Genomic DNA, 22,151 nt, shown 5'->3' on the forward strand with positions numbered 1-22,151 from the left:
GCTGATGAAGGAAGTGTACTTCAGTAATATGAACAGAATATGAACAGAATCAAAAATGTAGATGAATCGTGGTGCCAATTCCTTCACTCGATTCAAGTGTGATCTGACCGCCATGTAAGTCAAGGATATCTGAGGTGATGGCGAGACCGAGACCGGTTCCTCTGCTTGTCCGAGCCGTGTCGCCACGATAAAAACGGTCGAAGAGATGTTGTTTCGTTTCCTCGTTCATGCCAATCCCTTCATCAGTGAAGGATATAGTGACATGTGGTTCTAAAGTACATATGATTTGAATCGTACCCCCTTCGTGAGAAGCATGTATGGCGTTCACCAATACGTTATTCCATACTTGAGCGAGAAGGACCGGGTCGCTCGTCAATTCGACATCATTCGGAATATCTATGATGACAGCAATCCCTTTTTGATCGAGCAAGAAGGCGTTTATTTGAATGACTTCAGATACCGATTGGAGCACATTCACTTTCGTCTCAAGGATTGGTGGATTTTCATCCAGACGTGACAAAAGAAGGAGCTGTTTCGTCAATTGGGATAGACGTCTCGTCTCCTGTTCGATGACGCGCGCATATTCGTTTGATACACCGTCCGTTCCGTCAACTAATTTTTCAGCATAGCCGACAAGGGATGTCAGTGGGGACTGGAACTCATGAGAGACGTTCGATACAAAACGCCGTTGTCTCGCTTCGGTCTGATCGATTGTGTTGGACATGTCTTGAAACTGTCGTGCTAGCGTCCCAATCTCATCTTGTCGTTCTATAGGTAGATCTTCAGGCTCTTTACGCATAGCGACAGAAGTGGTCGCTTTTGTGAGTGTCTTTAACGGACGAACGAGTGAGCGTGTCGAAATAGCAATCAAGCCGAACGCTAGGAGCGTGACGAGGGCGAAAAACATTCCGACGAAAAGATGTAACTCCCGGATTTGGGCACTTAAGTCCGGGCGGATAAAGATAATGTCTCCGTTATCGAGTGCAAATCCATACGTGTTAGTCAATTCGTTATCAAATAAACCTAACAAGAAGAGGTGAAACGGAAAGTCTCGCATTCCTTGATAAGGAGTACCTTCTCGTACTGCTTCGATTACATTGTCAGAAATAGTTTCGTCACGAAACGCACCACCATAGCGCCGGAGTCCATCTGTCGAATCAATGACGACCAATTGATAACCTGCCGCTGCTAAAAACATATAAAATGCATCAGCATCCTCATCGGTGTGTTGTTCAAAATAGATTGACGCTCCATTAGCAACCGCTTCAGTCTTCTCGCTATAGGAGGGTTGCCACCATCTATAATAGGCTACGTTACTAAATAATAGTGAAACGGCTCCTGATAGGAGTAAAATCAAAAACATGGTGACGATGATTCGTGTATAGAGTGTCTTCATGCGTTCACCTCGAGTGAATATCCAACGCCTCGAATCGTACGAATAAACAGTTCAGGATGGTTGAACCGGTGACGAAGTCGTTTAATATGAACATCAACGGTCCTCTCATCCCCCTCGAAATCGAATCCCCAAACAAGTTCAATCAACTCCTCGCGACGATATACCCTCCCAGGGAAGGAGGCTAGTTGAAATAAAAGTTCAAACTCTTTTTTAGGAAGATAGAACAATTGCCCGTCAAGTTTCACCTCATATTCTCTTATATCCAAATGCAGTGGTCCTGTTTGAATCTTTGACGCGGACGAACGTTGATATCTCCGCGAAACGGCCTGTAAGCGGAATAGTAATTCCTCGGGGATGAACGGTTTTGTCACATAATCATCTGCCCCATGCTCGAAACCTTGGCGTTTATCTTCCCATTCATCGAGAGCCGTCAATAGGATAACTGGAATATCGAGTGTCCCCTTTAAGCGCTGACAAAGCTCTCGACCGTCCAATCCAGGAAGCATGACGTCTAGAATTGCTGCATCAATCGGACGGGTCGTGTATAGATGCTCACCTATTGTGCCATTTGTTGCGATTAAAACCTCGTGCCCTGCATTTTCAAACGTCTCCTTCACAAGTCGTAAAATAGCGGGATCGTCTTCGACGATGAGTATACGCATGTCAATCGTTCCTTTCAAAAAGTTACTGCAGGAAACGAGGTGACCTTTTTGGGGTCACCTCGAGTCGGATCAGCTCAACTGTTTCGTCATTTCTTGATGCAAGGAACGAAGCGCCCGGATGAATGCATCTTTGAAGTATTTGTCTTCTTGTGTCTCTAATGTTTGGATTGCTTTTTGGTCACCATTGCTCGCCTTGACGAGTAGGTTGACGACAGTTCCCCAACGTTTCACATGTTCTGGGCGGGGATGATTTAATGCGGTCGTAAGTGTGAACCAGTACGGCTGATCACGTCTTTGAAGTGTGGCAATCATCCGTTTTGCGAGGAGCGTATCTTCTTCAGAAGGAATTGTTGCTGTAGCGAACCAACCGAGCATCGAGGCGCTCATGGATTCGAATTCCTGTTTCATAGACGGTTCGATTGCTAAACGACCGAAGTCTGTCACGTTGACGAACACCAATCGGTCTTTAAGATCGACATGTGTGACCCAACCGGATATAGATTTCAGCTTCTCTCGCTCTTTTGACTGTGCTTTACACGTATAGCCCTGCTGTTTCCCGATGTAGATTCGGAATTGCCCCCGATCAATATGCTTGTCTACCTTGAATTCAATATCTTGTCCCACTTGAAACGGTTGATTTCGTTTATTCAATGTTTGTCCCTTTTTCAATTCTGGTCGTTTTGAGATATGCCGTAGCGCTTCTTGCTCAGTCCGGTCATCCAACGTCCACAGGTTGTGAGGGGTCACATTTTTAAACCGATGTCGTCGTACATAAATGTACTGGTCGAGCGCTTCAATCGCATCTGCAGAAGTGAGCTTTCCAGTCAAATAGTCATCAGCGATGTCACGTAAGGTGAGTGATTCGAGACGATCGATATGTCCGGCATATGGGACGGTTCCAACAACGAATAACGCGGTCGCGACCAACTCACTTTCACGAGGGGTCAACGGTCGTTTGGCCATGGTGCACTTCCTCTCTAGATTCATATGATTAGTATAACAAAAACACATTAGCCGTTGCGAATTCAACTATGATTTGGAAAAAAATGAGGAATGGAAAGGATTCCACTTACTTATCTCGAATAGTGACTTGTAGAGAATCAGACGAAGGATTGAAAGAGTGAGGTGAGACGATGAAGCTCTCTATCGAGCCAGGGGATTACGTTGTGTTGATTGAAGTCAATAAAGAAGTATTGAAGTGTTCCTCCTTTGAGGAAGTCGATCAGGCGGATCGCATTAGATATGAACTGGTTAGTCGGATGAGTGAACGTTTACCAGCTGAGGTCATCGTCCCATCCATCATCGATTATATTCGATTTGGTAGCGGATACATTGGGGACCACATCATCTGGGATGCTGAAACAGAGTCTTTTTTTTGTCAGCAGTTTGAAACCATTGATGGTTCTCCACTTGGAGAGGACTTAGAAGGATTTCGTCCTGACCCGAGTCGGGTTGAATTGGCGCGATATTATACGTACTTGACGATTGGACGAATTATTGAATTCGACATGCTACATCCGGATGAATCGAATTATTGGTAAGTTTTTCGGCAACTTTTTATTCAAAAAAAGGGAAATCTAATCCAAAGTTTGAGATAATGAAATCACTTTATCAGTTTGGAATGGAGCGGAAGGAATGAAGAAGATTGCCCTTTTGACAGCAGTTGCGCTTTTACTGCCTACGACGGTAGGTGCAGCCAAACCTGTCATCCTTGAGAAGCATGGTTATGTCGTCTCAGAACCTCGTATATCGAGTCAGTATTATGTTCAACAAATCGGAACCGATTTGGCCTGGAGTAAAACGAGAGGAGCCTCCGACATCGTCGTGGCACTGATCGACTCATCTGCCGACCGGAATCATATGGATTTGAAAAATGTTCCTCGTGTCGTCAACTCAATGAAAGGACCCTACAGCGCTGACATTCACGGGACGCATACTGCAGGCATTTTGGCCGGTAAACATAATCAGTTCGGTATTGCCGGACTCGCACCGAACGTACGATATCACTTTTACAATGTGTTCTACGGAAAGAATTCAAAGTACACTGATTCATGGACTGTCGCGAAAGCTGTGGATACGGCAGTCGCGAAAGGTGCAAATCTAATCAACCTGTCTCTTGGGGGGGATGATTATGACAGCCGATTGGCCACATCAATCAAGCGGGCAAGGGCGAAGGGTGTGATCATTGTCGCATCTTCTGGAAATGATGGGCAACGCAAAACGACCTTTCCAGCAAATATGAAAGAAGTAATTGCGGTCGGTGCGATCGATTCCCGGCATCGTATCGCCGACTTTAGTAATATGGATGCAAACGTCAAAATCGTTGCGCCAGGCGTCAACGTCTTGTCTTTAGGGGTCAACAATCGTTTTGTCTATATGGATGGAACGTCCATGGCAGCACCGATGGTCACTGCTAGCCTAGCTCTTGTCAAATCAATCAATCCTTATTTAACTCCGGGAGAGATCGAAGCTTTGATTGCAAAAATGCCTCGAGTGTCCGGAACAACACATACCGAACTAAATACGATGAAATTGCTTGAAGCGACAAGCCGTCCGATTCATATTTCTACACCTTCTGTTTGGAAAAGTCGATACGTCAAAGACGTGAAATTGAGTGTCATGAATCACTCGAATCTCAAATCATCGTTCACACTCTATCAAGGAAGTAAAAAAATTAAAACGTTCTCACCGAATCGTACGTTCACAATGTATTCGAGCGGAGACTGGTTACCGAGTGGACAATATCGGATTGTCGGACAAGTGACAGATGGGAAATATAAGCGCTACACGAGTCGAACAATTGACTATGTCAACACGTTAAAAACATCTGTTTCGGTCGAAGCGACAGATGAAAAGACCTTTACGTTACGGACGTCACGAAAAGGGATGGTCACGGTTCTTGATGTAGATGGAAATGTACTATATGAAGCCCTTCATATTGCCGGAACGTTCCCAGTACGAGGGGATACGACACGAGGCTTGACTGTCATCCTGAAACCGACCGATGTACGAGAAAAAGTCGTGACAACCACTTACGACGCTCCTGAGATTGAGGAGGAGCAGCCCGTCGTCGAAACACTGTAAAATTAAAAGCCGCCTACTCCTGAAGAGAGGCGGCTAATCTTATTTAGTCAATGGTGATGGCTTCTCCACACCAACGGATACTCGCTTCTAAGACATTTCCCTGGTCGTCGATATGCTCAAAACTAAGTTTACCATCTCGGATGATCTCACATAAACCGACTCGAACACGGTCACTCCATGTGCGACGCGTTTCATGCGTTTCATCGAACACTGGGATCGCGTCCGGGAAACGCTCTTCCAAGTGTGTTAAATTGTGATGGTCAAAATGATATGATCGTTTCGAGAGTTCGTTCGGTGCTTTAATGTCGAACGGTTCAAACCCTCGAACGAGACGATTATTCCGGTAGAAGGCGAACACGCCGTTGTTCGGGTGGAGCACTTTAATGTCATCGATTTCTATTACATAGGTTAGACGTTGAATCCAACCGTTTTTTGCATCCTGATGCATCAAAATCCCTCCTTATTCAATGAACACGCCTTATTTTATCGCTGACTGTTCGTAAAATCAAGTTTCGAATTTCAGTTGTCAAGCATTGAAATATCCGCTACAATAGTTGAAGTGACTATGAAGTCTGGACAATCGCGGGACGCAAGTCTTGAGGAAAGTCCATGCTCGCACAGCCTGTGATGGCTGTAGTGATCGTGCTACACGAAAAGATAAGTGTAGGCAACGCAAGTTGACGGCAGAAGAAACACCTAAGTCCTAGGATACGGTGTACGCTTCTTGAAAGTGCCACAGTGACGGAGTCTGATCGGAAACGTTCAGAGTGGAACGAGGTAAACCCCACGAGCGAGAAACCCAAACTATGGTAGGGGAACTTCCAGACCGGAATCGAACGGGACGGAGGGCGCACTTGTGCGTAGATAGATGATTGTCACTCCATCGTGCCAGGGAGACCGTTATGAGCACCGGAGTACAGAACATGGCTTACAGGACAACATAGTCTCAACTTACAACGACAAGGAGTTCAAGCACATATACTTGAACTCCTTTTTTCATGAACTTTTTATAACTTACAGATTAATGAATGATACCTTGTAGAAAGAAGGCGATAGGTAATGGCAAAACGTAAACTGATTGCGACAGCAGCGATGGGGATTGAGGCGCTCGTAGCAAAAGAAGTGAGAGATTTAGGGTACACGTGTGAAGTGGAAAATGGACGGGTCTATATCGATGCGGAGATGGAAGACATCCCTCGCCTCAATATGTGGTTGCGGACAGCGGACCGAGTCAAACTCGTCGTTGCAGAATTCAAAGCGACGACGTTCACCGAATTGTTTGACGGGGTCGTGGCATTACCATGGACGGAACTCATGCCATGGGATGCGGCGTTCACGGTTGACGGACGTTCTGTCAAGTCGAAACTGTTCTCGATTCGTGACTGCCAGAAGATCACGGAGAAGGCAATCGTCGAGGCGATGCAACGTGGTTACCACAAGGAAGGCGAGTGGTTGCCGAAGTCAGGCGCAAAATTTCCGATTGAAGTCGCACTATTAAAAGATGTGGCGACCATCACAATCGATACATCCGGTCCGCTTCACCGTCGTGGTTATCGAGAGCTTCATTCGCAAGCTCCACTCAAAGAGACGATGGCAGCGGCGATGATTCAATTGACGAACTGGCGTCCGGACATGCCGTTTTATGATGTATTCACCGGTTCAGGGACGCTTGCAATCGAAGCGGCGATGATCGGACGTAACATTGCTCCGGGTATCAACCGCGAATACTTCGCTCAGGACTGGGCATGTATCCCGAAGAAAGCCTGGTATGCGGCAATCAATGAAGCGAACGAGAAGGCAGAGTGGGATAAACCCCTAAAAATTTACGGGATCGATCTCGACCCACGGATGGTGAAGCTCGCGAAAGATAATGCTGAACTCGCAGACGTTCGTGATGCAATCACGTTCGTCCATAGTGACGCGGCCGCGTTGAAGCCGAAAGAAGAGTACGGTGTCATCATCGGCAACCCACCATATGGTGAGCGACTCCAATCTGAAGAAGAAATCATCGACTTGTACGAGCGAATCGGGGCACAATATGCGAAATACCCTGGATATAGTGTTTATATGTTGACGAGCTATGAAGACTTCGAGAAAGCGTACGGTCGCCCGGCGACGAAGCGTCGTAAATTGTACAACGGAAACATTGAGACACAATATTATCAATTCTTCGGTAAACGTCGTCCACGTCCGGATCGTGATACGAATCAAAAATCTGACTAATGTAGAGAATGACCGTTCCATCGAGCGGTCATTTTTCTAATTTCCTTCACTTACTCAATTGTTTCATCATTCGATGAACAGGTTATACATATCATATGTATAATAAAAAGGGGGACATGTGATGCAGACGTATACCGTCGAATATCAGTTACATGCGAAAGAACAGACCACCCGCACGGTAGATGTGGAAATGAACCGGGCGCCAAACTTGAATAATCAAGAAGAGCTAAATGCTGCCTACCAAATTGTTTCGGACGCGATTCGTGAGCCGATCACTAGTTTTGAGATTGTATCCATTACGTGAGCCCGAGGCAATCGCTTCGGGCTTTCTACATATGACTGAAGGAGTGAACAAATTGAATATTTTAGTAGTCGGAATTGGTGATGTGGCCCAAAAAGCATATCTGCCAGTGTATGCCGGATTAAAAGACGTCAACGTATACCTCGTTTCAAGGGATAAACAGAAGCTCGACGCTATGCTGTCAACGTATCGTTTCCAAGGTGGATACACTGACCTTAAGGAGGTGACGATGTCAGAGATGGATGCTGTCATGATTCATTCGACGACATCAGCACACTTTGAACAAGCCGAGTACTGTCTTCTTCAAAAGAAACATGTCTTCATTGATAAGCCGATCACGTTCATGCTTGAAGAGACGGAACGGCTTGTCATGTTAGCCAAAGAAAACGATGTTCATCTCGTCACCGGCTTCAATCGTCGATTTGCGACTGCGACACAAGCGTTGAAACAGATTGGACAAAAGAACATGGTGTTCATTCAAAAAAACCGAACTTATAAACCGGCGACGCTTCGTGAATTCGTCATCGAGGATTTTGTTCACGTCGTTGATACACTCCGCTATCTAACCGACCTTCGTCCGGTCGAACGGTTGCGTGTCACTCCGCGTTATGACGGAGACGTTTTGAAACAAGTGGTGATTCACTTCACTGCAGGTGGGATTGAAGCAATCGGTTGGATGAACCGTGATAACGGTTGCACCGAGGAAGTGATGGAGGTCATGTCTCCGAATGTGAAGCGTGTCAGCCGTGACGTCGAGCGGATTGTGGATTATGGACCCGACGGGGTAAGAGAATGGGTACTCGACCCGTGGGAGTCGAACTTGAAACGTCGCGGATTCATCCACATGGTCGAAGCGTTCATTCGGTTAGTAAACGGAGAACCGAATACGTCGGTCATTGCCGAGGATAGTCTTGAGACGCATCGACTGTGTGAAGAGATACTCACACATGTGCAGTGAATCGTCTGTTTCTGTCAGATTCAGAGCGGGTAAAAACTCGATAACCCGATAAAAGGAGGCGATTTTGTTGGATGTTCGTGAACTGATTATGCAAATCAATGACTATTTATGGTCGTACCTACTCATCTTTGTCTTGATTGCCGGAGGACTTTATTTTACGATTCGGATGGGATTCGTTCAATTTCGAATGCTACCTGAAATGTTTAAACTGCTATTTGTGAAAGGACTCAAGCATGAGAAAGGTCAGGTATCTTCCTTCCAGGCGTTCGCAATCGGGACGGCAGCTCGTGTCGGTACGGGAAACATCGCCGGTGTGTCGACCGCCATCGCATTAGGAGGTCCTGGCGCCGTGTTTTGGATGTGGCTCATCGCATTGATTGGAGCGGCATCAGCCTTCGTCGAGAGTACTCTCGCCCAAGTATATAAAGTGCATGATGGCAAAGCTTGGCGTGGCGGACCAGCATATTACATCGAGCGGGCATTAGGGGAGCGCTGGTTAGGGATCGTCTTTGCCATTTTGATTACCTTTGCATTTGGATTTGCTTTCAACTCGGTACAGGCGAATACGATTGCGCTCTCTGTGAACAATGTATTTGAGATTGATACGATATGGGTCGGGCTGATTTTAGCCGCCCTCACTGCAATTGTCATTTTCGGCGGAATTCGTTCGATCTCGACTTTGTCGGGAATTATTGTACCAATCATGGCGGGTGGTTATATCCTACTAGCGATTTGGGTCGTCCTCACGAATCTTGATGTAGTGCCACAAGTATTCTCGGCCATCTTCTCAGAAGGTGTCCTCAGTTTCCAACAACTGTTCGGTGGAGCGGTCGGAGCAGCTGTCCTTCAAGGGATTCGCCGTGGATTGTTCTCGAACGAGGCAGGGATGGGTTCAGCACCGAATGCCGCCGCTACGGCTGAAGTTAGCCATCCTGTCAAACAAGGATTGATTCAATCACTCAGTGTTTTTGTCGATACATTATTCATCTGTACGGCGACGGCGATGATTGTCTTGATTTCGGGTGTGGAAGGTTCTGAGGAGTTTCAAGGAATCGAGCTTGCCCAAGAGGCGCTCCTCATTGAGATCGGTCCGATAGCAACGACACTCATGACAGTTGCGATTCTTCTTTTTGCTTTTAGCTCGATCTTGGCCAACTACTACTATGGAGAGACGAATATTGAATTTATTTCTGAAAAAAAACGATATCTCATCACTTACCGGATTGCTGTTGTCGGTATGGTCATGTTTGGTTCGGTACGCTCGGCAGGACTTGTCTGGTCGATTGCGGACATCTTCATGGGGTTGATGGCACTTGTCAATATGTACGCGATTTTCCGATTAAGTACAGTTGCTAAGACGCTCCTCGATGATTATATACTCCAGAAGAAAGATGGCAAAGACCCAGAATTCTTAAAAGATGATGTAGATTTACCTGGCAAGGAGCATATTGAAGCGTGGGAAGCAAAAAAAGAAGAAATCAGTTGAACGATATATGGGAGTGCTTCCGATTCAGGGAGCATTTTCTCCATTCACTTATTATTATTTCAGATACCGTATTTATTTTAATTAAAGAAAGTAGAGAATTATTATGAAACAAGTAATCTTGACAATCGTCAAGCGATTTTTTGTAGAACGATTTTTTGATCAAGCTGCTATGTTAGCCTATTACTTCATTCTTTCTACATTCCCGTTCTTGTTGTTCGTGTTGGGGATTGTTGGACTTTTACCTTTTTCAAGTGGCGATGTGATTCAAGCATTGTCGCTCATTATGCCAGAAGCAAGTTATCGTCTATTAGAAGGAAATATCGAGGCGATTTTTGACAATTCAAAATTGAAATTGGCATCATTCAGTATCTTACCCGCACTTTGGATTTCATCGATTGCTGTCCAGTCATTAGTCCGGGCCTTGAACGATGCCTATCGGGCAGTCCGAAACAAGGCGTTTTGGAGAGGGATCTTACAGGATATTGCCATCACGTTAGCACTCATGTTTGTGCTTCCATTTTCTTTGCTCGTACCGGTGATTGAGACGGCGCTACGCGAGGTATCTTCGTATATCCTATTCATCGATGAGATTGTCACAACCTATGCTCAAATTTGGTTTTACTTTAGATGGATTATCGGAACGAGTCTTCTATTCATAGTATTCGTATTCGTCTATAAGTGGTTGCCAAGTGTTGTTGGTACTTTCAAGAATAGTTGGGCTGGAGCAGCATTTGCGACTCTCGGAATACTAGTTGTGTCAAATGTGTTCAGTTACTATTCACAGTTTGCGAACTACGAACAGTTTTATGGACAACTTGGAGCGTTCATCGTCTTATTGATTTGGTTTTATCTAGCAGCCTCTGTGATTTTACTCGGAGGCCTCTTAAATGCGACACTGATCGAGAGGGAAGAAAAACTTCGTTAGACTTGTAATTATTAGTTATCATTCAAAAGAATAGGGAATGGTAACGTAAGGTCACATCATCTAAGCGGAGGTGGGAAACATGAATATGCAACGGCTCGTTCACAATCGTCGTTTCATCGATCAATCATTGTTTTACCTCGCCTTACATCTGTGGAAGTGGATTTTACTATTACCTGTTTTATTCTATTTGAACGTATCGTTTCAGCAATCACCATTTTCGGAGTACTTGATGGTCAGTATCATCCTGTATCTCATGTTTCGAGTCATTCAATATGTCGTCGCCAGTCGTGCTTCTTTCATGGAGTTAGTGGAATTCGGATATGCGATCTTGTCACTCTTACTCGTCTTTTCGTTCTTGATGGAGATTGGGTCGCCGCCAGTCGCCATTGCATTGATTGGCATAGTATACTTGAGCCATCCTATGCTAGCGCTTCATCACTATCAGAATTTCTCAGAACGGAAATGGCTGAACAAGCAGTTCCAACTATTTAGCCCGATGTTACGGCAAGGAGAAGTGCCAGTTCACGTTCTAGTATTGACGGAAGATGAGATTGTAATTACTGTAGAGAGTGGTAAAGAGTTTACGTACCGTCATATATATTGGGGCGGTTTTTATGTAGAAAATCCTTCCTAAAAGGTGGTTACACAGTTGTTTAGCGGATTCGATAATGTGATTGTCATTCTATTTTGGATTGCGACATTCATTGCGTTCTTTAAAGGAGCGTATGATATGTGGCGTGAGTATCGATCAACGAAAGAAAAATCAGTGCTCTATTATTTGATCGCATTGATCATTACTTGGTTTTGGTTCAACCCATACGAACTGGTCGCGCTTCATCCGTTCGTATTGATGGCGTACTATTGGAATCGGAACAAATGGATGCGTAACGCGATGCTCGTATTAGTGCTCGTTCCATTCGTGATTCGTGTATGGTTAATAGCCGCTTCCATGTAAAAAACTCGGTCCCTTTAAGGGAACCGAGTTTTTGTTTGTGGTATTATTCTTTTTTCGCAGCTGCCAATTCAGCTTCCATTTCGCCGAATTCACGAGTGATGCGTTTTTGTTCTTTCTGGCTTGTAAAGTTACTGACAAGTACGATTGCCAACATACTTAAGAAGAAGCCAGGGACCATTTCGTAAAGGACAGTTGAGAGTCCAGTCACAATCCAAAGAATAACTGTGATGGCACCAACGAGGATACCAGCGAGGGCACCTTGACGTGTCATCTTCGTCCAATAGAGTGACAAGAGAATTGCTGGTCCGAAAGCTGAGCCGAATCCAGCCCATGCATATCCAACGAGTGTCAAGATTGTGCTAGATGGGTTGAGAGACATGAGTGTTGCTACGAACCCGACGACCAAGACACCGATACGACCGGCGCGTACCATTGTTTTTTCACTTGCTTCTTTGTTGAAGAACTTACGATAAAAGTCTTCTGTCAAAGCAGACGACGTAACGAGCAATTGTGACGATACGGTCGACATGACCGCTGCAAGAATCGCAGCTAATAAGAATCCAGTGATGAACGGGTGGAACAAGACTTCAGAGAATTGAATGAAGACTGTTTCTGGGTCACCAAGCGGATTTCCTTGACCGCGGAAGTATGCGATTCCGACGAAACCTGTCATGACGGCACCAATAATCGATACAGTCATCCAGCTCATTCCGATACGACGAGCTGTTTTCAAAGATTTCACATCACGAATGGCCATAAATCGGACGATGATGTGCGGCTGACCAAAGTAACCGAGTCCCCAGGCGAGGAGACCGATAATCCCAAGTGTTGTCGTACCTTTAAATAAATCAAACAAGTCGGCATTGATTGCTGTTGCAGAGTTGACAGCAGTGTCTACTCCACCGAGATCTGTTAATGCGACGAAAGGAACGAGCACGAGTGCCAAGAACATGATGACGCCTTGAGCGAAATCCGTCCAACTAACTGCTGTGAACCCACCGAAAAGGGTGTACAAGATGACGACACTGATTGTGACGATGACACCTGTCTGATAGTTCAATCCGAATGAGCTTTCAAACAACTTCCCGCCAGAAACGAGTCCGGCTGACGTGTAGAACGTGAAGAAGATGATGATGACGGATGCGGATAGGATCCGTAGCCAGTTCGAGTGATCTCGGAACCGATTCTCTAAAAAGTCTGGAATCGTAATCGAATCGTTCGCCATCTCTGTGAAGACGCGAAGTCGTGGAGCAACTAACAAGTAGTTCAAGTAAGCTCCGATGACCAATCCAACGGCTAACCAAATTGCTGATAGTCCAGTTGCATACATTGCACCTGGTAGTCCCATTAACATCCAACCACTCATATCCGAAGCCCCGGCTGACATGGCTGTAACTCCTGGCCCCATTTTACGGCCACCTAACATATAATCTGATGAATCGGTCGTTCGCTTATACGCGACGTATCCGATAAGAAGCATCATCACGAGATAAAGCGCGATTGATACCCATTCTTGCCATAGCATTGAATTACCTCCTATTAAGTTAAAAAAATCTATCTCATCAACTCGTTCGCGATTGTGTGAAGTCGTCACACAGTCAAATACAAAAGTTGAAAAGGCGAACTTGTGGTTTACCTTACAGAACCTTTGGAATGATTGCAAACTGTCATCTTTTCATAAAAACGGCTCTAAAGCCTATCATATCAACGGATAAGAGCAAATTTCTTTCATTAAAAAGTTTAAATATTCTGAATATTTGAAATGCTGCAGACTTGTTGTTGTAACATTAATGTAATATTAAATCATATCTTTTCAGAAAAAATAAAAAAGAGCATAGATTAAATGCTCTTTCTCATCATTATTGAAATGCTGTCTCTTCAACGAGTCGCATCGTCGGGAATGTCTGCCCAGATTTTGCTTGCATTGTGACTAAGATATACGTCTCTTCTTCATGTTGCATGATGAACACCATCGTATAACCGGATTCGTCGGTGTAACCTGTTTTAGTAGCCGTCACGTATTTCGAATAGTTAATGCTTCTTTCATTAACAGCGGATCCGAGATGATACCACCAACGCCGTTTGCCGTTTCCGTCAATGTCGTCAAATTCAGCTTTGTATTCATAAGTCCCGGCAATTTCAACAAGTTCAGGGTATGTACTGAATGCGAAGGCAATTTTAGCCATGTCGTTCGCCGTTGTATAATGATTCGGATCTGAGTATCCGTGTGCATTCATAAAGTGAGTGCCAGCTAATCCTAAAACTTTCGCACGGTCGTTCATTAATTGAACAAATGCTTCGGTAGACCCACTCGTATATTCCGCTAGACTATTCGCAGCATCATTTCCCGATTCGAGAAGAGTAGCATATAAAGCCTGGCGTACCGTCAATTTATCACCAATTGTGAGATGGGCGATGTGACTATCCCATGGAATGTCGAGTGTAGATGCTTGGATGGTGATAACTGATTGATCGAGCTCGTCTGCGACGGATGCTTTTTCGTAGGCGAGCAGTGCCGTCATCAGTTTGGTTGTGCTCGCTGGGAACACGCGATCGTCTGCGTTCTTATCGATTAAAATTTCCTGCTTCGTTACATTGATGAAGGTCAAAGCTCCAACGGAAATGTCATCGTTTGATAATATAGTTGATTCACTGGGATGCCATGACCCCATCTCAATATTCGGAAAGACCGGACCTTGTTTCATCGGTTCCATTTTCGGAGCGGCTGCCTCTGCAGGTGTTGGTGATTCCTTGTCTTGTTTAAATCCGACTAAGGTCGGGATCATTGCGATGATGCTGAGCAACACAACCGCTGCAATCATTCGTCGCATGATGTACGTTCTTCTTCGGTGTCTCCTTTTACGGGTCAACAAAAGTCCCTCCTTTTATCATTACTCATTAAACATAATAGAAAACGCTCTCTTTTTTCGCTATTAAAATAAAGAACTAGGTCAATGATTGATGAGGAAACAATGAAGATTTGGGTAAAGACGTAGAGATACTACTATGAGAGGAGAATTTACCATGCATCGTTATCCGTTCACGAATTCTATTTGGCGACAGCATGACACGGGGCCCTTGTATCCCTCGTTAAATGTTTCAGAATCAGCTGACGTCGTAGTCATTGGAGCCGGGATTACAGGACTTGTCTGTGCTTATGAGTTGCAGAAGCGAGGGAAGCAAGTGACGCTTTTAGAAGCGTTAGAGATTGGTCATGGTACCACTGGTCATACGACGGCCAAATGTTCTGTTCAACACGGGTCGATTTATCAAAAATTGATACGACACTTCGGTGAAACGGTTGCGCGTCTTTACTACGAATTCAATGCTGAAGCACTTGTCTATTTACAGAATCAAGTAAACGAAGGATTCGATTGCGATTTTTCTTTGGAACATTCGTACTTATATGCGACGGAACCAAATGACGAACTCGTAAAAGAACTCGATGCTTACCGCCGTCTAAAGATTGATGGGGGAGAAGCGACAGAGGAAGTGAATCATGCACTTCCATTTACAATCGAACAAGCTTTAGTAATTCGCAATCAAGCACAGTTTCATCCCGTCAAGTACTTACGTGAATTAGCTGAACGCTTTGTCCGACTCGGCGGAAATATCTATGAACAGACGAGGGCGATGGAAGTGAGTCAAGGTCCACGACCGATTGTCACGACTGCTACAGGAAGACGGGTTCAGGCAAATCAGGTCGTGATTGCGACCCATTATCCGTTCAATGACCTACGTGGGCTATACGTGTCTAAATTTTCAGTAGAGCGCTCCTATATCGTTGCTTGTGAAACGGATACAGATCCGCTGAAAGGGATGTATTTAAGTGTCGATCACAACAGTCGATCGTATCGGTCATATGTTGATAATGGAAAAACATATTTACTAATTGGTGGAGAAGGACATTTAGCGGGACAGGTGACGGACACCCGAAGTCGTTATGATCGTCTGGAGAGCGATGCCCAACATCATTTTGGAACGAATCGGGCGACGTATCGTTGGTCTTCTCAAGATCTCATCACATTAGATTCCCTCCCGTATGTAGGACAGATGTTTAAGCGGGAACCAGATATCTTCGTGGCGACAGGATTTTTAAAATGGGGGATGACTAACGGAATTGCAGCAGGGAATTTACTCGCAGACCAGCTCACCGGTCATCCGAATCGTTTTTCAGATCTGGTGTCTCCACTACGAAAAACTGTCAAACCGACAGATGTCGGCTCATTTGTCAAAACCAATCTCGATACGGCAACACAATTTGCAAAAGGGACGATGGAACGCGTACTCGAACGTCGGGGCGTTGAGGACCTGCAACTAGACGAAGGTGGAATCGTACAAGTGGACTATCAGACAAAAGGGGTGTATCGAGATTTAGACAACCGCTGCCATGTTGTCAATCTGACATGCACCCATCTCGGTTGTACGGTGAAATGGAACAATGCGGAACGGACATGGGACTGTCCATGTCATGGATCGCGGTTCGATACAAAAGGAGCCGTCCTGGAAGGACCTGCGACAAAACCACTTCCCTACAAGAAGCGAGAAGATTTGTAAACTAGTATAGGCAAAGGTTGACAGCTATAATAAAGTAGAAAGAGAACAGACCAACACATAGGGGTGAATGACTGATGGAACTAACAAAAGAATGGCGTGAGCATTTTAAACAATTGCGTGCGTTCGATGAAGCAATCTCTCTCTTATATTGGGATATGCGTACACAAATGCCGGAACAGTCGGCACCGCTCCGTGCGGAAACAATCGGATATTTATCGACCGAGGCGTTCAAACGACAAACGAGTGAGTCTTTCGCTTCTTTATTAGAACGCATGACTGAAAAAGGTGGACTGTCTGAAGTCGAATTGCGTTCACTTGAAGTTGCAAAAACGCAATATGAACGAAACGCAAAGATTCCTCATGATGAGTATCAAGCTTACGTGACGCTTGTATCTGAAGCGGAAACCGCTTGGGAGAAAGCGAAGAATCAAGATGATTGGGAGATGTTTGCTCCATATTTGAAAAAGATCATCGGATTCCAACAAAGATTTGCGGAATATTTCGGTTATGAGAAGCATCCGTACGATGCACTGCTTTATGACTTCGAACCCGGTATGACGGTTGAACTCTTAGACGAATTGTTCGCCTCGCTCCGAGATGAACTAGTTCCCCTCATTCAGCAGCTTTCAAAAGAATCACTTTCACTAGACTGGTCGATGCCGGCAGACGTTCAAGAGAAAATTTGTCACGACTGGATGAATGTTGTCGCCTACGACTTGTCGCGCGGGCGTCTCGATGCAACCGTGCATCCATTTGAGATCACAATCAACCGTCGTGACGTCCGAATCACGACGAAGTATGATGAAGCCGATTTTCGGAATGCGTTGTTCGGTACGATGCACGAAGCGGGACACGCGACGTATGAACAGCAAATCGACCCAACCCTCGATGAACTCGGTTTAGGAGGGGGTGCATCAATGGGAATCCATGAATCTCAGTCGCTCTTCTTTGAGAACTTCATTGGACGCAGCGAGGCCTTTTTACGGCGTGTCTATCCGCAACTCAAACAACTGCATCCAACATATGCTGATATCGACTTCGATACATTCTATCGTGGGGTGAATGAAGCCAAGCCATCCCTCATTCGAATCGAGGCAGACGAGTTGACGTACAGTCTCCACATCATCATCCGCTATGAACTTGAGAAAGCGCTCATTCAAGGAACATTATCCGTCGATGAGCTGCCAGCGGCGTGGAACGAAAAATATAAAGAGTATCTTGGTCTCGATGTGCCGTCGAATGCCAAAGGGGTCCTTCAAGACGTCCATTGGGCAGGTGGTTCATTCGGTTACTTCCCGAGCTATGCCCTCGGGTTGATTTATGCGGCGCAATTGACGGAGGCTTTGAAGTCCGACCTTCCTCAATTCGAGACACTGATTCAAGATGATGAGATTGAGCCGATAAAAGCATGGCTACAGGAGAATGTCCATCAATATGGAAAACGTCTGACGCCGAATGACCTTATTCGACAAGTGACCGGTCAAGAAATCTCGGTGCAACCTCTTGTTCGCTATTTGATGGACAAGTATCAGACTGTTTCCAAATGAAACGATTCGCACATCGTGGGGTGATGGCACTTCGACCTGAGAATACGATGTCGGCGTTCAGACTCGCGCTGGATACGGGGGCAGATGGAATCGAGACAGATGTTCATTTGACCAAAGATGGTGAGCTTGTTCTCATTCATGATGAGACACTGGAGCGAACGACGGACGGGAGCGGTATGGTGTCTTCATACACACTCAACGAACTGAGAAGATTTAACGCCGGAGTTCAATATTCTCAACAAGAGGTCATCCCGACACTACAAGAACTTCTCGAACTTGTGAGGGATGAATCAATCCGATTAAATCTTGAGGTGAAGACCGATGTCCTTCGCTACGAAGGGATTGAATCCCGCATCATCGATACAATCGAAGTGGCAGGAATCGACCCGTCTCGTATCCTTTTCTCTTCATTCAACCATGAGACGATACATCGGTTGAAGCAAATGCGTCCAGATATCGAGTGTGCGATTTTATTGGCACAACCCTTATATGACCTTGTCGGATATCTTAAATTTGTGGGAGCCGACTCGGTCCATCCACATATCAATCGCATCACAGATCAAGAAATCGAATGCTTAAAACAACATGATATTCCTGTAAGACCTTATACAATCAAGACAGCTAGTGAAATGAAGCGCTGCCTAGCTCTTCAAGTCGATGCCATTTTTGTGAATGATATCGAATGGGCAAATCAAACCTCTTAGTCGCAGACTAAGGGGTTTTACTTAATCGAGATTGGGAATCTAAAGTAGTGTAGAGGTTGCGCTTTCATTCCATAACATATCGGAGCACATTCAGTACAAAGTGTCCCCTTTACGTCACTGTCGGATTGTCTTAAGTTTAAGATGTCACCGAGCTACATAGCAATCAGATGTAGCACACCATGTAGCACTGCATCACACTTATTGTATGCAAGTCGTAGGTTACCGTAGAAAAAAGGAGGATATTTCACATGAAGAAGTTGATGTCTTTACTTGGTACACTAGCACTGGCTTTCGCGTTCATCTTACCGGTTAGCGCCGATGGACATGAAAATGCGATGGTCCGTGTGCTACATGCTTCACCTGATGCACCGGCAGTTGACGTGTATGTGGATGGGGAAGTCGCGGTCGAGGGAGCAGAATTCAAAGACCTCACTGACTACTTGACTCTTCCTGCTGGAGATTACAACGTTGAGATCAAGCCAGCAGGTGACGCAGAAACAGTCGTCGTCGCAGCAGACCTCTCAATCGAGGCAGGCAAGTTCTATACAGCCGCTGCGATCGGTCAACTTGAAAACATCGAAATCGCTGCAATGGAAGACGATGCGAACTTCGAAGACGGTAAATCAAAAGTTCGCGTTGCTCACTTCGCACCGGATGCTCCGGCAGTTGATGTAGCACCTAAAGGTGGAGACCCACTATTCTCAAACCTCGAGTTCAAAGCAGTAAGTGATTACGGCACACTCGATGCCGGTACGTATGACCTTGAAGTTCGTCCAGCGGGAGCGACTGATGTCGTCAAAGCTCTTGATGGTGTCGCACTCGAAAGTGGTATGAACTATACGGCATTCGCTATCGGACTCCTTGAAGGAGAACCAGCGTTTGAAGTGCTCCTCGCTGCAGATGGCGGAGAAATGGCGATGGCTCCTGAGACTGGACAAGGTGGTCTCGCTCAAACAGCATCAATGAACTGGTTGCTCGCAGCAGCGGTAGTTGGAGCTGCAGCGGCAGGATTCTACGTCTTTCGTCGTCAGAAGCAAGACGCTTAAGCTCATCTTTTTAGGAACCATCACATTTTTCCTATTGAGTGCTCAGGCCGATGCACCTGATCGATCATTCGTCATGCCGATGGCTGACTTCGCTAAACCAATCGTCTTGACGTCAAAACAGGTCGATCGTCAATCCTTTCATTCGAATAGTTTCGTCCCGTCCCGGCTTGTGATTCCATCAATCGATGTTGATGCATCGATTGAAGCAGTCGGGAAGGATGATGCTGGACGGATGGATACTCCGGCTGACGTGAATCAAGTCGGTTGGTATCAATACGGAGCCAAAGCAGGCGCAACGGGGAATGTCGTCCTATCTGGTCATCTAGATGATCTGAATGGTCCAGCTATCTTTGCGAATCTGGATCAACTTCCGATCGGAGAACTGATGACGCTCCAACGGAAAGACCAAGTCGCAACATATGAAGTCGTCAGTGTAAAACAATATCGCCTTGAACAAGTTCCGCTCGCTTCGATTTTTGCGGCCACTCAAGCAAAACGGATTCAACTGATTACTTGCGCGGGACCATACGATGAGAAGCTAGGATATCGTGACCGGATCGTTGTCACAGCACACTTGATTGAAACGAAATAAACAAAGGAGATGCGAATCAAAGATTCGCATCTCCTTTTAAAGTAAAACAGACCCCGCCCGTCAAGGGTGAGGTCTGTTTATAGTTTAAGCATCCATACGATCTAATAATTTTGAGAGTAAAATGAGTTCGTCATCTGAAAAATCAGTAAACACTTCTAACAAATATTCGATTTTCATGCTCTCTAGCGTCTCAAACAACTCACGACCGGCATCGGTCGCCTGAAGTTCAACGACACGGCGGTCACGCTCGCTACGCTCGCGAGAGATTAAGCCCTTTTTCGTTAACTCATCAGCGAGTGCTGTAATCATTGAAGCCGAAAATTGAAACTCGTTTGACAGTGCAGAGGCGATTTGAGGACTCTGTTGACAAAGAGAACGTAGAATGAAGAATTCATTGCGGGTCAAGTATTGTGAGAACATCGAACGGAGATTTTTTTTAACTCCGCGATAGTTCATTCGGATTCCACGTTCAGCATCAGCGACGAGCTGACGACGTGAAGTGGTCTGTACAGGTGTGGTCATCCTCTAAACTACCTCCTAGTTTAATATTATTCATATATACTTCAGAACATAGAAACATTCTACATTAAAAAGGTGTTGTCTGTAAAGTTATAGCGGCTCGTCTTTCACTCTAATTTGTTGAATGATGTCTTCGTAATGCTTTAGGTCCGGGTAGAAGCGTCTAAAGAAGAATTCGATTTGCGATTCATCTCCTTCTGCCAGAAGTTTTGCAAGCACGGCGTAAACAACTCCCATTCCTTGTCTTGGTAAAAGAGAAGAAGGAAGAAGCGTCGCACATTGGATGGCTTGCGTGAAATAAGTTGAGAGCGTATCACTTAAGTCTTTGAATGTTCGAATATCTGCGTAATGGAACATGCGTGTCAGTTCGACGATGGCCGAGAGGTCGGTTTCGAGTAGCCACTCACTCTTAAAGATGGCGTTATCCAACTTTTCAACGACTTTGTCATTCGCGATATAATAATTCAAATTATCACGTGTAATCGCCACTTTCTCAGGAGACTCAAGAATCTGTTCCACCGTTTCTTGTTCGAATGTCCTTAATTGTTTCCGGATGTTCACGAACTCAGAATCAGCAATTTCCAACAGACCGGCGACACGGCTGAAGCTGCGTTTAATCTCAGGCGGGACAGCGTTGGGATTTTTGTATCCAAGGTCATGCTCAATCTCAGCCCAAGCATGTTGCAAAATCGAGCGGACTTGAATCTCTGCCTCTTTTTCCGCAAAGCGACGATATTCGCCAAGTGCGAGTCGTTTGTCACTCAACTCCACGACGTAATGTACAGAAAGATAACCAAATTCATTGGAGTCAAGCAATGTCGATTTATCAATCGATTGTTCTCGATCGATGGTGAACTCATCTTCTAAAATTTGGGCAACAGTCCTCACATCATCATGAAAGTACGTAACAATACGAATTCCTGCCAAATCCTGTACATCACGTAAGGACCGATATTGGTAAGGTTTTCGGGATAGCTTCGCAAATAGACTATCTGCTTCTTTGGCACGGGCAACGATTGAATGAAACTGAATACCGGCTTCTGTCAATAGTTCGCTGAGGAGTGCTTTCAGCTTCGTCGCAAATGCTTCATAGTCTTCCTTTTCATTCAAATATTCGAGCATGATTGTATTTAGATCTTGTTTAGGCACGAAAATCACTCCTTTTCTCTATCAATAGTATATCATCTCAAACGAGA

At 45.3% G+C, this 22,151-nt stretch carries 22 protein-coding genes and 1 other RNA gene; 15 read left to right on the plus strand and 8 right to left on the minus strand.

Annotated features, from left to right (window positions below; all coding sequences use genetic code 11):
• Positions 1-49: 49 nt before the first annotated feature.
• From KNO96_RS01795 to KNO96_RS01805, 3 genes are all read right to left on the minus strand, one after another.
• Positions 50-1,396, minus strand: coding sequence for a sensor histidine kinase (locus KNO96_RS01795; RefSeq protein ID WP_214701976.1), 1,347 nt, complete (start codon positions 1,394-1,396; stop codon positions 50-52).
• The gene (locus tag KNO96_RS01800; RefSeq protein WP_214698663.1) at positions 1,393-2,058 is read right to left on the minus strand and encodes a response regulator transcription factor; all 666 of its coding nucleotides are present in this window, start codon (positions 2,056-2,058) and stop codon (positions 1,393-1,395) included. Before KNO96_RS01800 ends, KNO96_RS01795 begins: the two co-directional genes overlap by 4 nt.
• 69 nt (positions 2,059-2,127) lie before the next feature.
• Positions 2,128-3,021, minus strand: a complete 894-nt coding sequence (locus KNO96_RS01805; RefSeq protein WP_026825922.1) for a hypothetical protein — start codon at positions 3,019-3,021, stop codon at positions 2,128-2,130.
• Between the two features lie 170 nt (positions 3,022-3,191).
• Between KNO96_RS01805 and KNO96_RS01810 the strand changes: the two genes are divergently transcribed.
• Together KNO96_RS01810 and KNO96_RS01815 are read left to right on the plus strand one after the other, a co-directional pair.
• Positions 3,192-3,599 (plus strand): type III PLP-dependent enzyme domain-containing protein, encoded by a 408-nt coding sequence (locus tag KNO96_RS01810; protein ID WP_214701977.1) that lies wholly within the window; start codon positions 3,192-3,194, stop codon positions 3,597-3,599.
• Between the two features lie 94 nt (positions 3,600-3,693).
• The gene (locus tag KNO96_RS01815) at positions 3,694-5,142 is read left to right on the plus strand and encodes a S8 family peptidase (protein WP_214701979.1); all 1,449 of its coding nucleotides are present in this window, start codon (positions 3,694-3,696) and stop codon (positions 5,140-5,142) included.
• A gap of 43 nt (positions 5,143-5,185) precedes the next feature.
• Here KNO96_RS01815 and KNO96_RS01820 read toward each other — a convergent pair whose 3' ends face one another.
• Positions 5,186-5,590, minus strand: a complete 405-nt coding sequence (locus KNO96_RS01820) for a hypothetical protein (protein WP_214698660.1) — start codon at positions 5,588-5,590, stop codon at positions 5,186-5,188.
• A 120-nt stretch (positions 5,591-5,710) separates the two neighbouring features.
• Here KNO96_RS01820 and rnpB point away from each other — a divergent pair.
• From rnpB to KNO96_RS01860, 8 genes are all read left to right on the plus strand, one after another.
• Positions 5,711-6,078, plus strand: an RNA gene (gene rnpB, locus KNO96_RS01825) — RNase P RNA component class B.
• Between the two features lie 123 nt (positions 6,079-6,201).
• Positions 6,202-7,365 carry a THUMP domain-containing class I SAM-dependent RNA methyltransferase gene (locus KNO96_RS01830; protein WP_214701981.1) on the plus strand — a complete coding sequence of 388 codons (1,164 nt, stop codon included), beginning with the start codon at positions 6,202-6,204 and terminating at the stop codon, positions 7,363-7,365.
• Between the two features lie 121 nt (positions 7,366-7,486).
• Positions 7,487-7,669: a hypothetical protein gene (locus KNO96_RS01835; RefSeq protein ID WP_251125019.1), complete on the plus strand. Its 183-nt coding sequence runs from the start codon at positions 7,487-7,489 to the stop codon at positions 7,667-7,669.
• A gap of 43 nt (positions 7,670-7,712) precedes the next feature.
• Positions 7,713-8,624, plus strand: a complete 912-nt coding sequence (locus tag KNO96_RS01840; protein ID WP_353047894.1) for a Gfo/Idh/MocA family protein — start codon at positions 7,713-7,715, stop codon at positions 8,622-8,624.
• Positions 8,625-8,691: 67 nt separating this feature from the next.
• Complete coding sequence (locus KNO96_RS01845; protein WP_251125018.1) at positions 8,692-10,110, plus strand: alanine/glycine:cation symporter family protein; 1,419 nt, start codon at positions 8,692-8,694, stop codon at positions 10,108-10,110.
• A gap of 103 nt (positions 10,111-10,213) precedes the next feature.
• Complete coding sequence (locus KNO96_RS01850) at positions 10,214-11,035, plus strand: YihY/virulence factor BrkB family protein (protein WP_214698655.1); 822 nt, start codon at positions 10,214-10,216, stop codon at positions 11,033-11,035.
• Positions 11,036-11,114: 79 nt separating this feature from the next.
• Positions 11,115-11,669: a hypothetical protein gene (locus tag KNO96_RS01855; RefSeq protein ID WP_026825931.1), complete on the plus strand. Its 555-nt coding sequence runs from the start codon at positions 11,115-11,117 to the stop codon at positions 11,667-11,669.
• Positions 11,670-11,684: 15 nt separating this feature from the next.
• On the plus strand, positions 11,685-11,990 hold the full coding sequence (locus KNO96_RS01860) for a hypothetical protein (RefSeq protein ID WP_026825932.1): 306 nt from the start codon (positions 11,685-11,687) through the stop codon (positions 11,988-11,990).
• A gap of 43 nt (positions 11,991-12,033) precedes the next feature.
• Here KNO96_RS01860 and putP read toward each other — a convergent pair whose 3' ends face one another.
• Both putP and KNO96_RS01870 read right to left on the minus strand, forming a co-directional pair.
• On the minus strand, positions 12,034-13,515 hold the full coding sequence (putP, locus tag KNO96_RS01865; RefSeq protein ID WP_026825933.1) for a sodium/proline symporter PutP: 1,482 nt from the start codon (positions 13,513-13,515) through the stop codon (positions 12,034-12,036).
• Positions 13,516-13,849: 334 nt separating this feature from the next.
• Positions 13,850-14,821 carry a D-alanyl-D-alanine carboxypeptidase family protein gene (locus KNO96_RS01870; RefSeq protein WP_051545973.1) on the minus strand — a complete coding sequence of 324 codons (972 nt, stop codon included), beginning with the start codon at positions 14,819-14,821 and terminating at the stop codon, positions 13,850-13,852.
• A 193-nt stretch (positions 14,822-15,014) separates the two neighbouring features.
• Here KNO96_RS01870 and KNO96_RS01875 point away from each other — a divergent pair, with 193 nt between their 5' ends.
• The 5 genes from KNO96_RS01875 (at position 15,015) to KNO96_RS01895 (ending at position 20,436) form a co-directional block, all read left to right on the plus strand.
• Positions 15,015-16,547 carry an FAD-dependent oxidoreductase gene (locus tag KNO96_RS01875; RefSeq protein ID WP_214701985.1) on the plus strand — a complete coding sequence of 511 codons (1,533 nt, stop codon included), beginning with the start codon at positions 15,015-15,017 and terminating at the stop codon, positions 16,545-16,547.
• Between the two features lie 74 nt (positions 16,548-16,621).
• Positions 16,622-18,094 carry a carboxypeptidase M32 gene (locus KNO96_RS01880; protein WP_214701986.1) on the plus strand — a complete coding sequence of 491 codons (1,473 nt, stop codon included), beginning with the start codon at positions 16,622-16,624 and terminating at the stop codon, positions 18,092-18,094.
• Positions 18,091-18,798 (plus strand): glycerophosphodiester phosphodiesterase, encoded by a 708-nt coding sequence (locus KNO96_RS01885; RefSeq protein WP_214701987.1) that lies wholly within the window; start codon positions 18,091-18,093, stop codon positions 18,796-18,798. Before KNO96_RS01880 ends, KNO96_RS01885 begins: the two co-directional genes overlap by 4 nt.
• 248 nt (positions 18,799-19,046) lie before the next feature.
• Positions 19,047-19,844 (plus strand): DUF4397 domain-containing protein, encoded by a 798-nt coding sequence (locus tag KNO96_RS01890; protein ID WP_026825938.1) that lies wholly within the window; start codon positions 19,047-19,049, stop codon positions 19,842-19,844.
• Complete coding sequence (locus KNO96_RS01895) at positions 19,789-20,436, plus strand: class F sortase (RefSeq protein ID WP_251125017.1); 648 nt, start codon at positions 19,789-19,791, stop codon at positions 20,434-20,436. Before KNO96_RS01890 ends, KNO96_RS01895 begins: the two co-directional genes overlap by 56 nt.
• Before the next feature lie 84 nt (positions 20,437-20,520).
• Here KNO96_RS01895 and KNO96_RS01900 read toward each other — a convergent pair whose 3' ends face one another.
• Positions 20,521-20,958 (minus strand): MarR family winged helix-turn-helix transcriptional regulator, encoded by a 438-nt coding sequence (locus KNO96_RS01900; RefSeq protein WP_026825940.1) that lies wholly within the window; start codon positions 20,956-20,958, stop codon positions 20,521-20,523.
• 87 nt (positions 20,959-21,045) lie between these two features.
• Positions 21,046-22,104 (minus strand): GTP pyrophosphokinase, encoded by a 1,059-nt coding sequence (locus KNO96_RS01905; protein ID WP_026825941.1) that lies wholly within the window; start codon positions 22,102-22,104, stop codon positions 21,046-21,048.
• Between the last annotated feature and the right edge of the window lie 47 nt (positions 22,105-22,151).

Origin of the sequence: Exiguobacterium sp. s89 (genome assembly GCF_018617735.1) — a bacterium.
Classification (GTDB): Bacteria; Bacillota; Bacilli; order Exiguobacteriales; family Exiguobacteriaceae; genus Exiguobacterium; species Exiguobacterium marinum.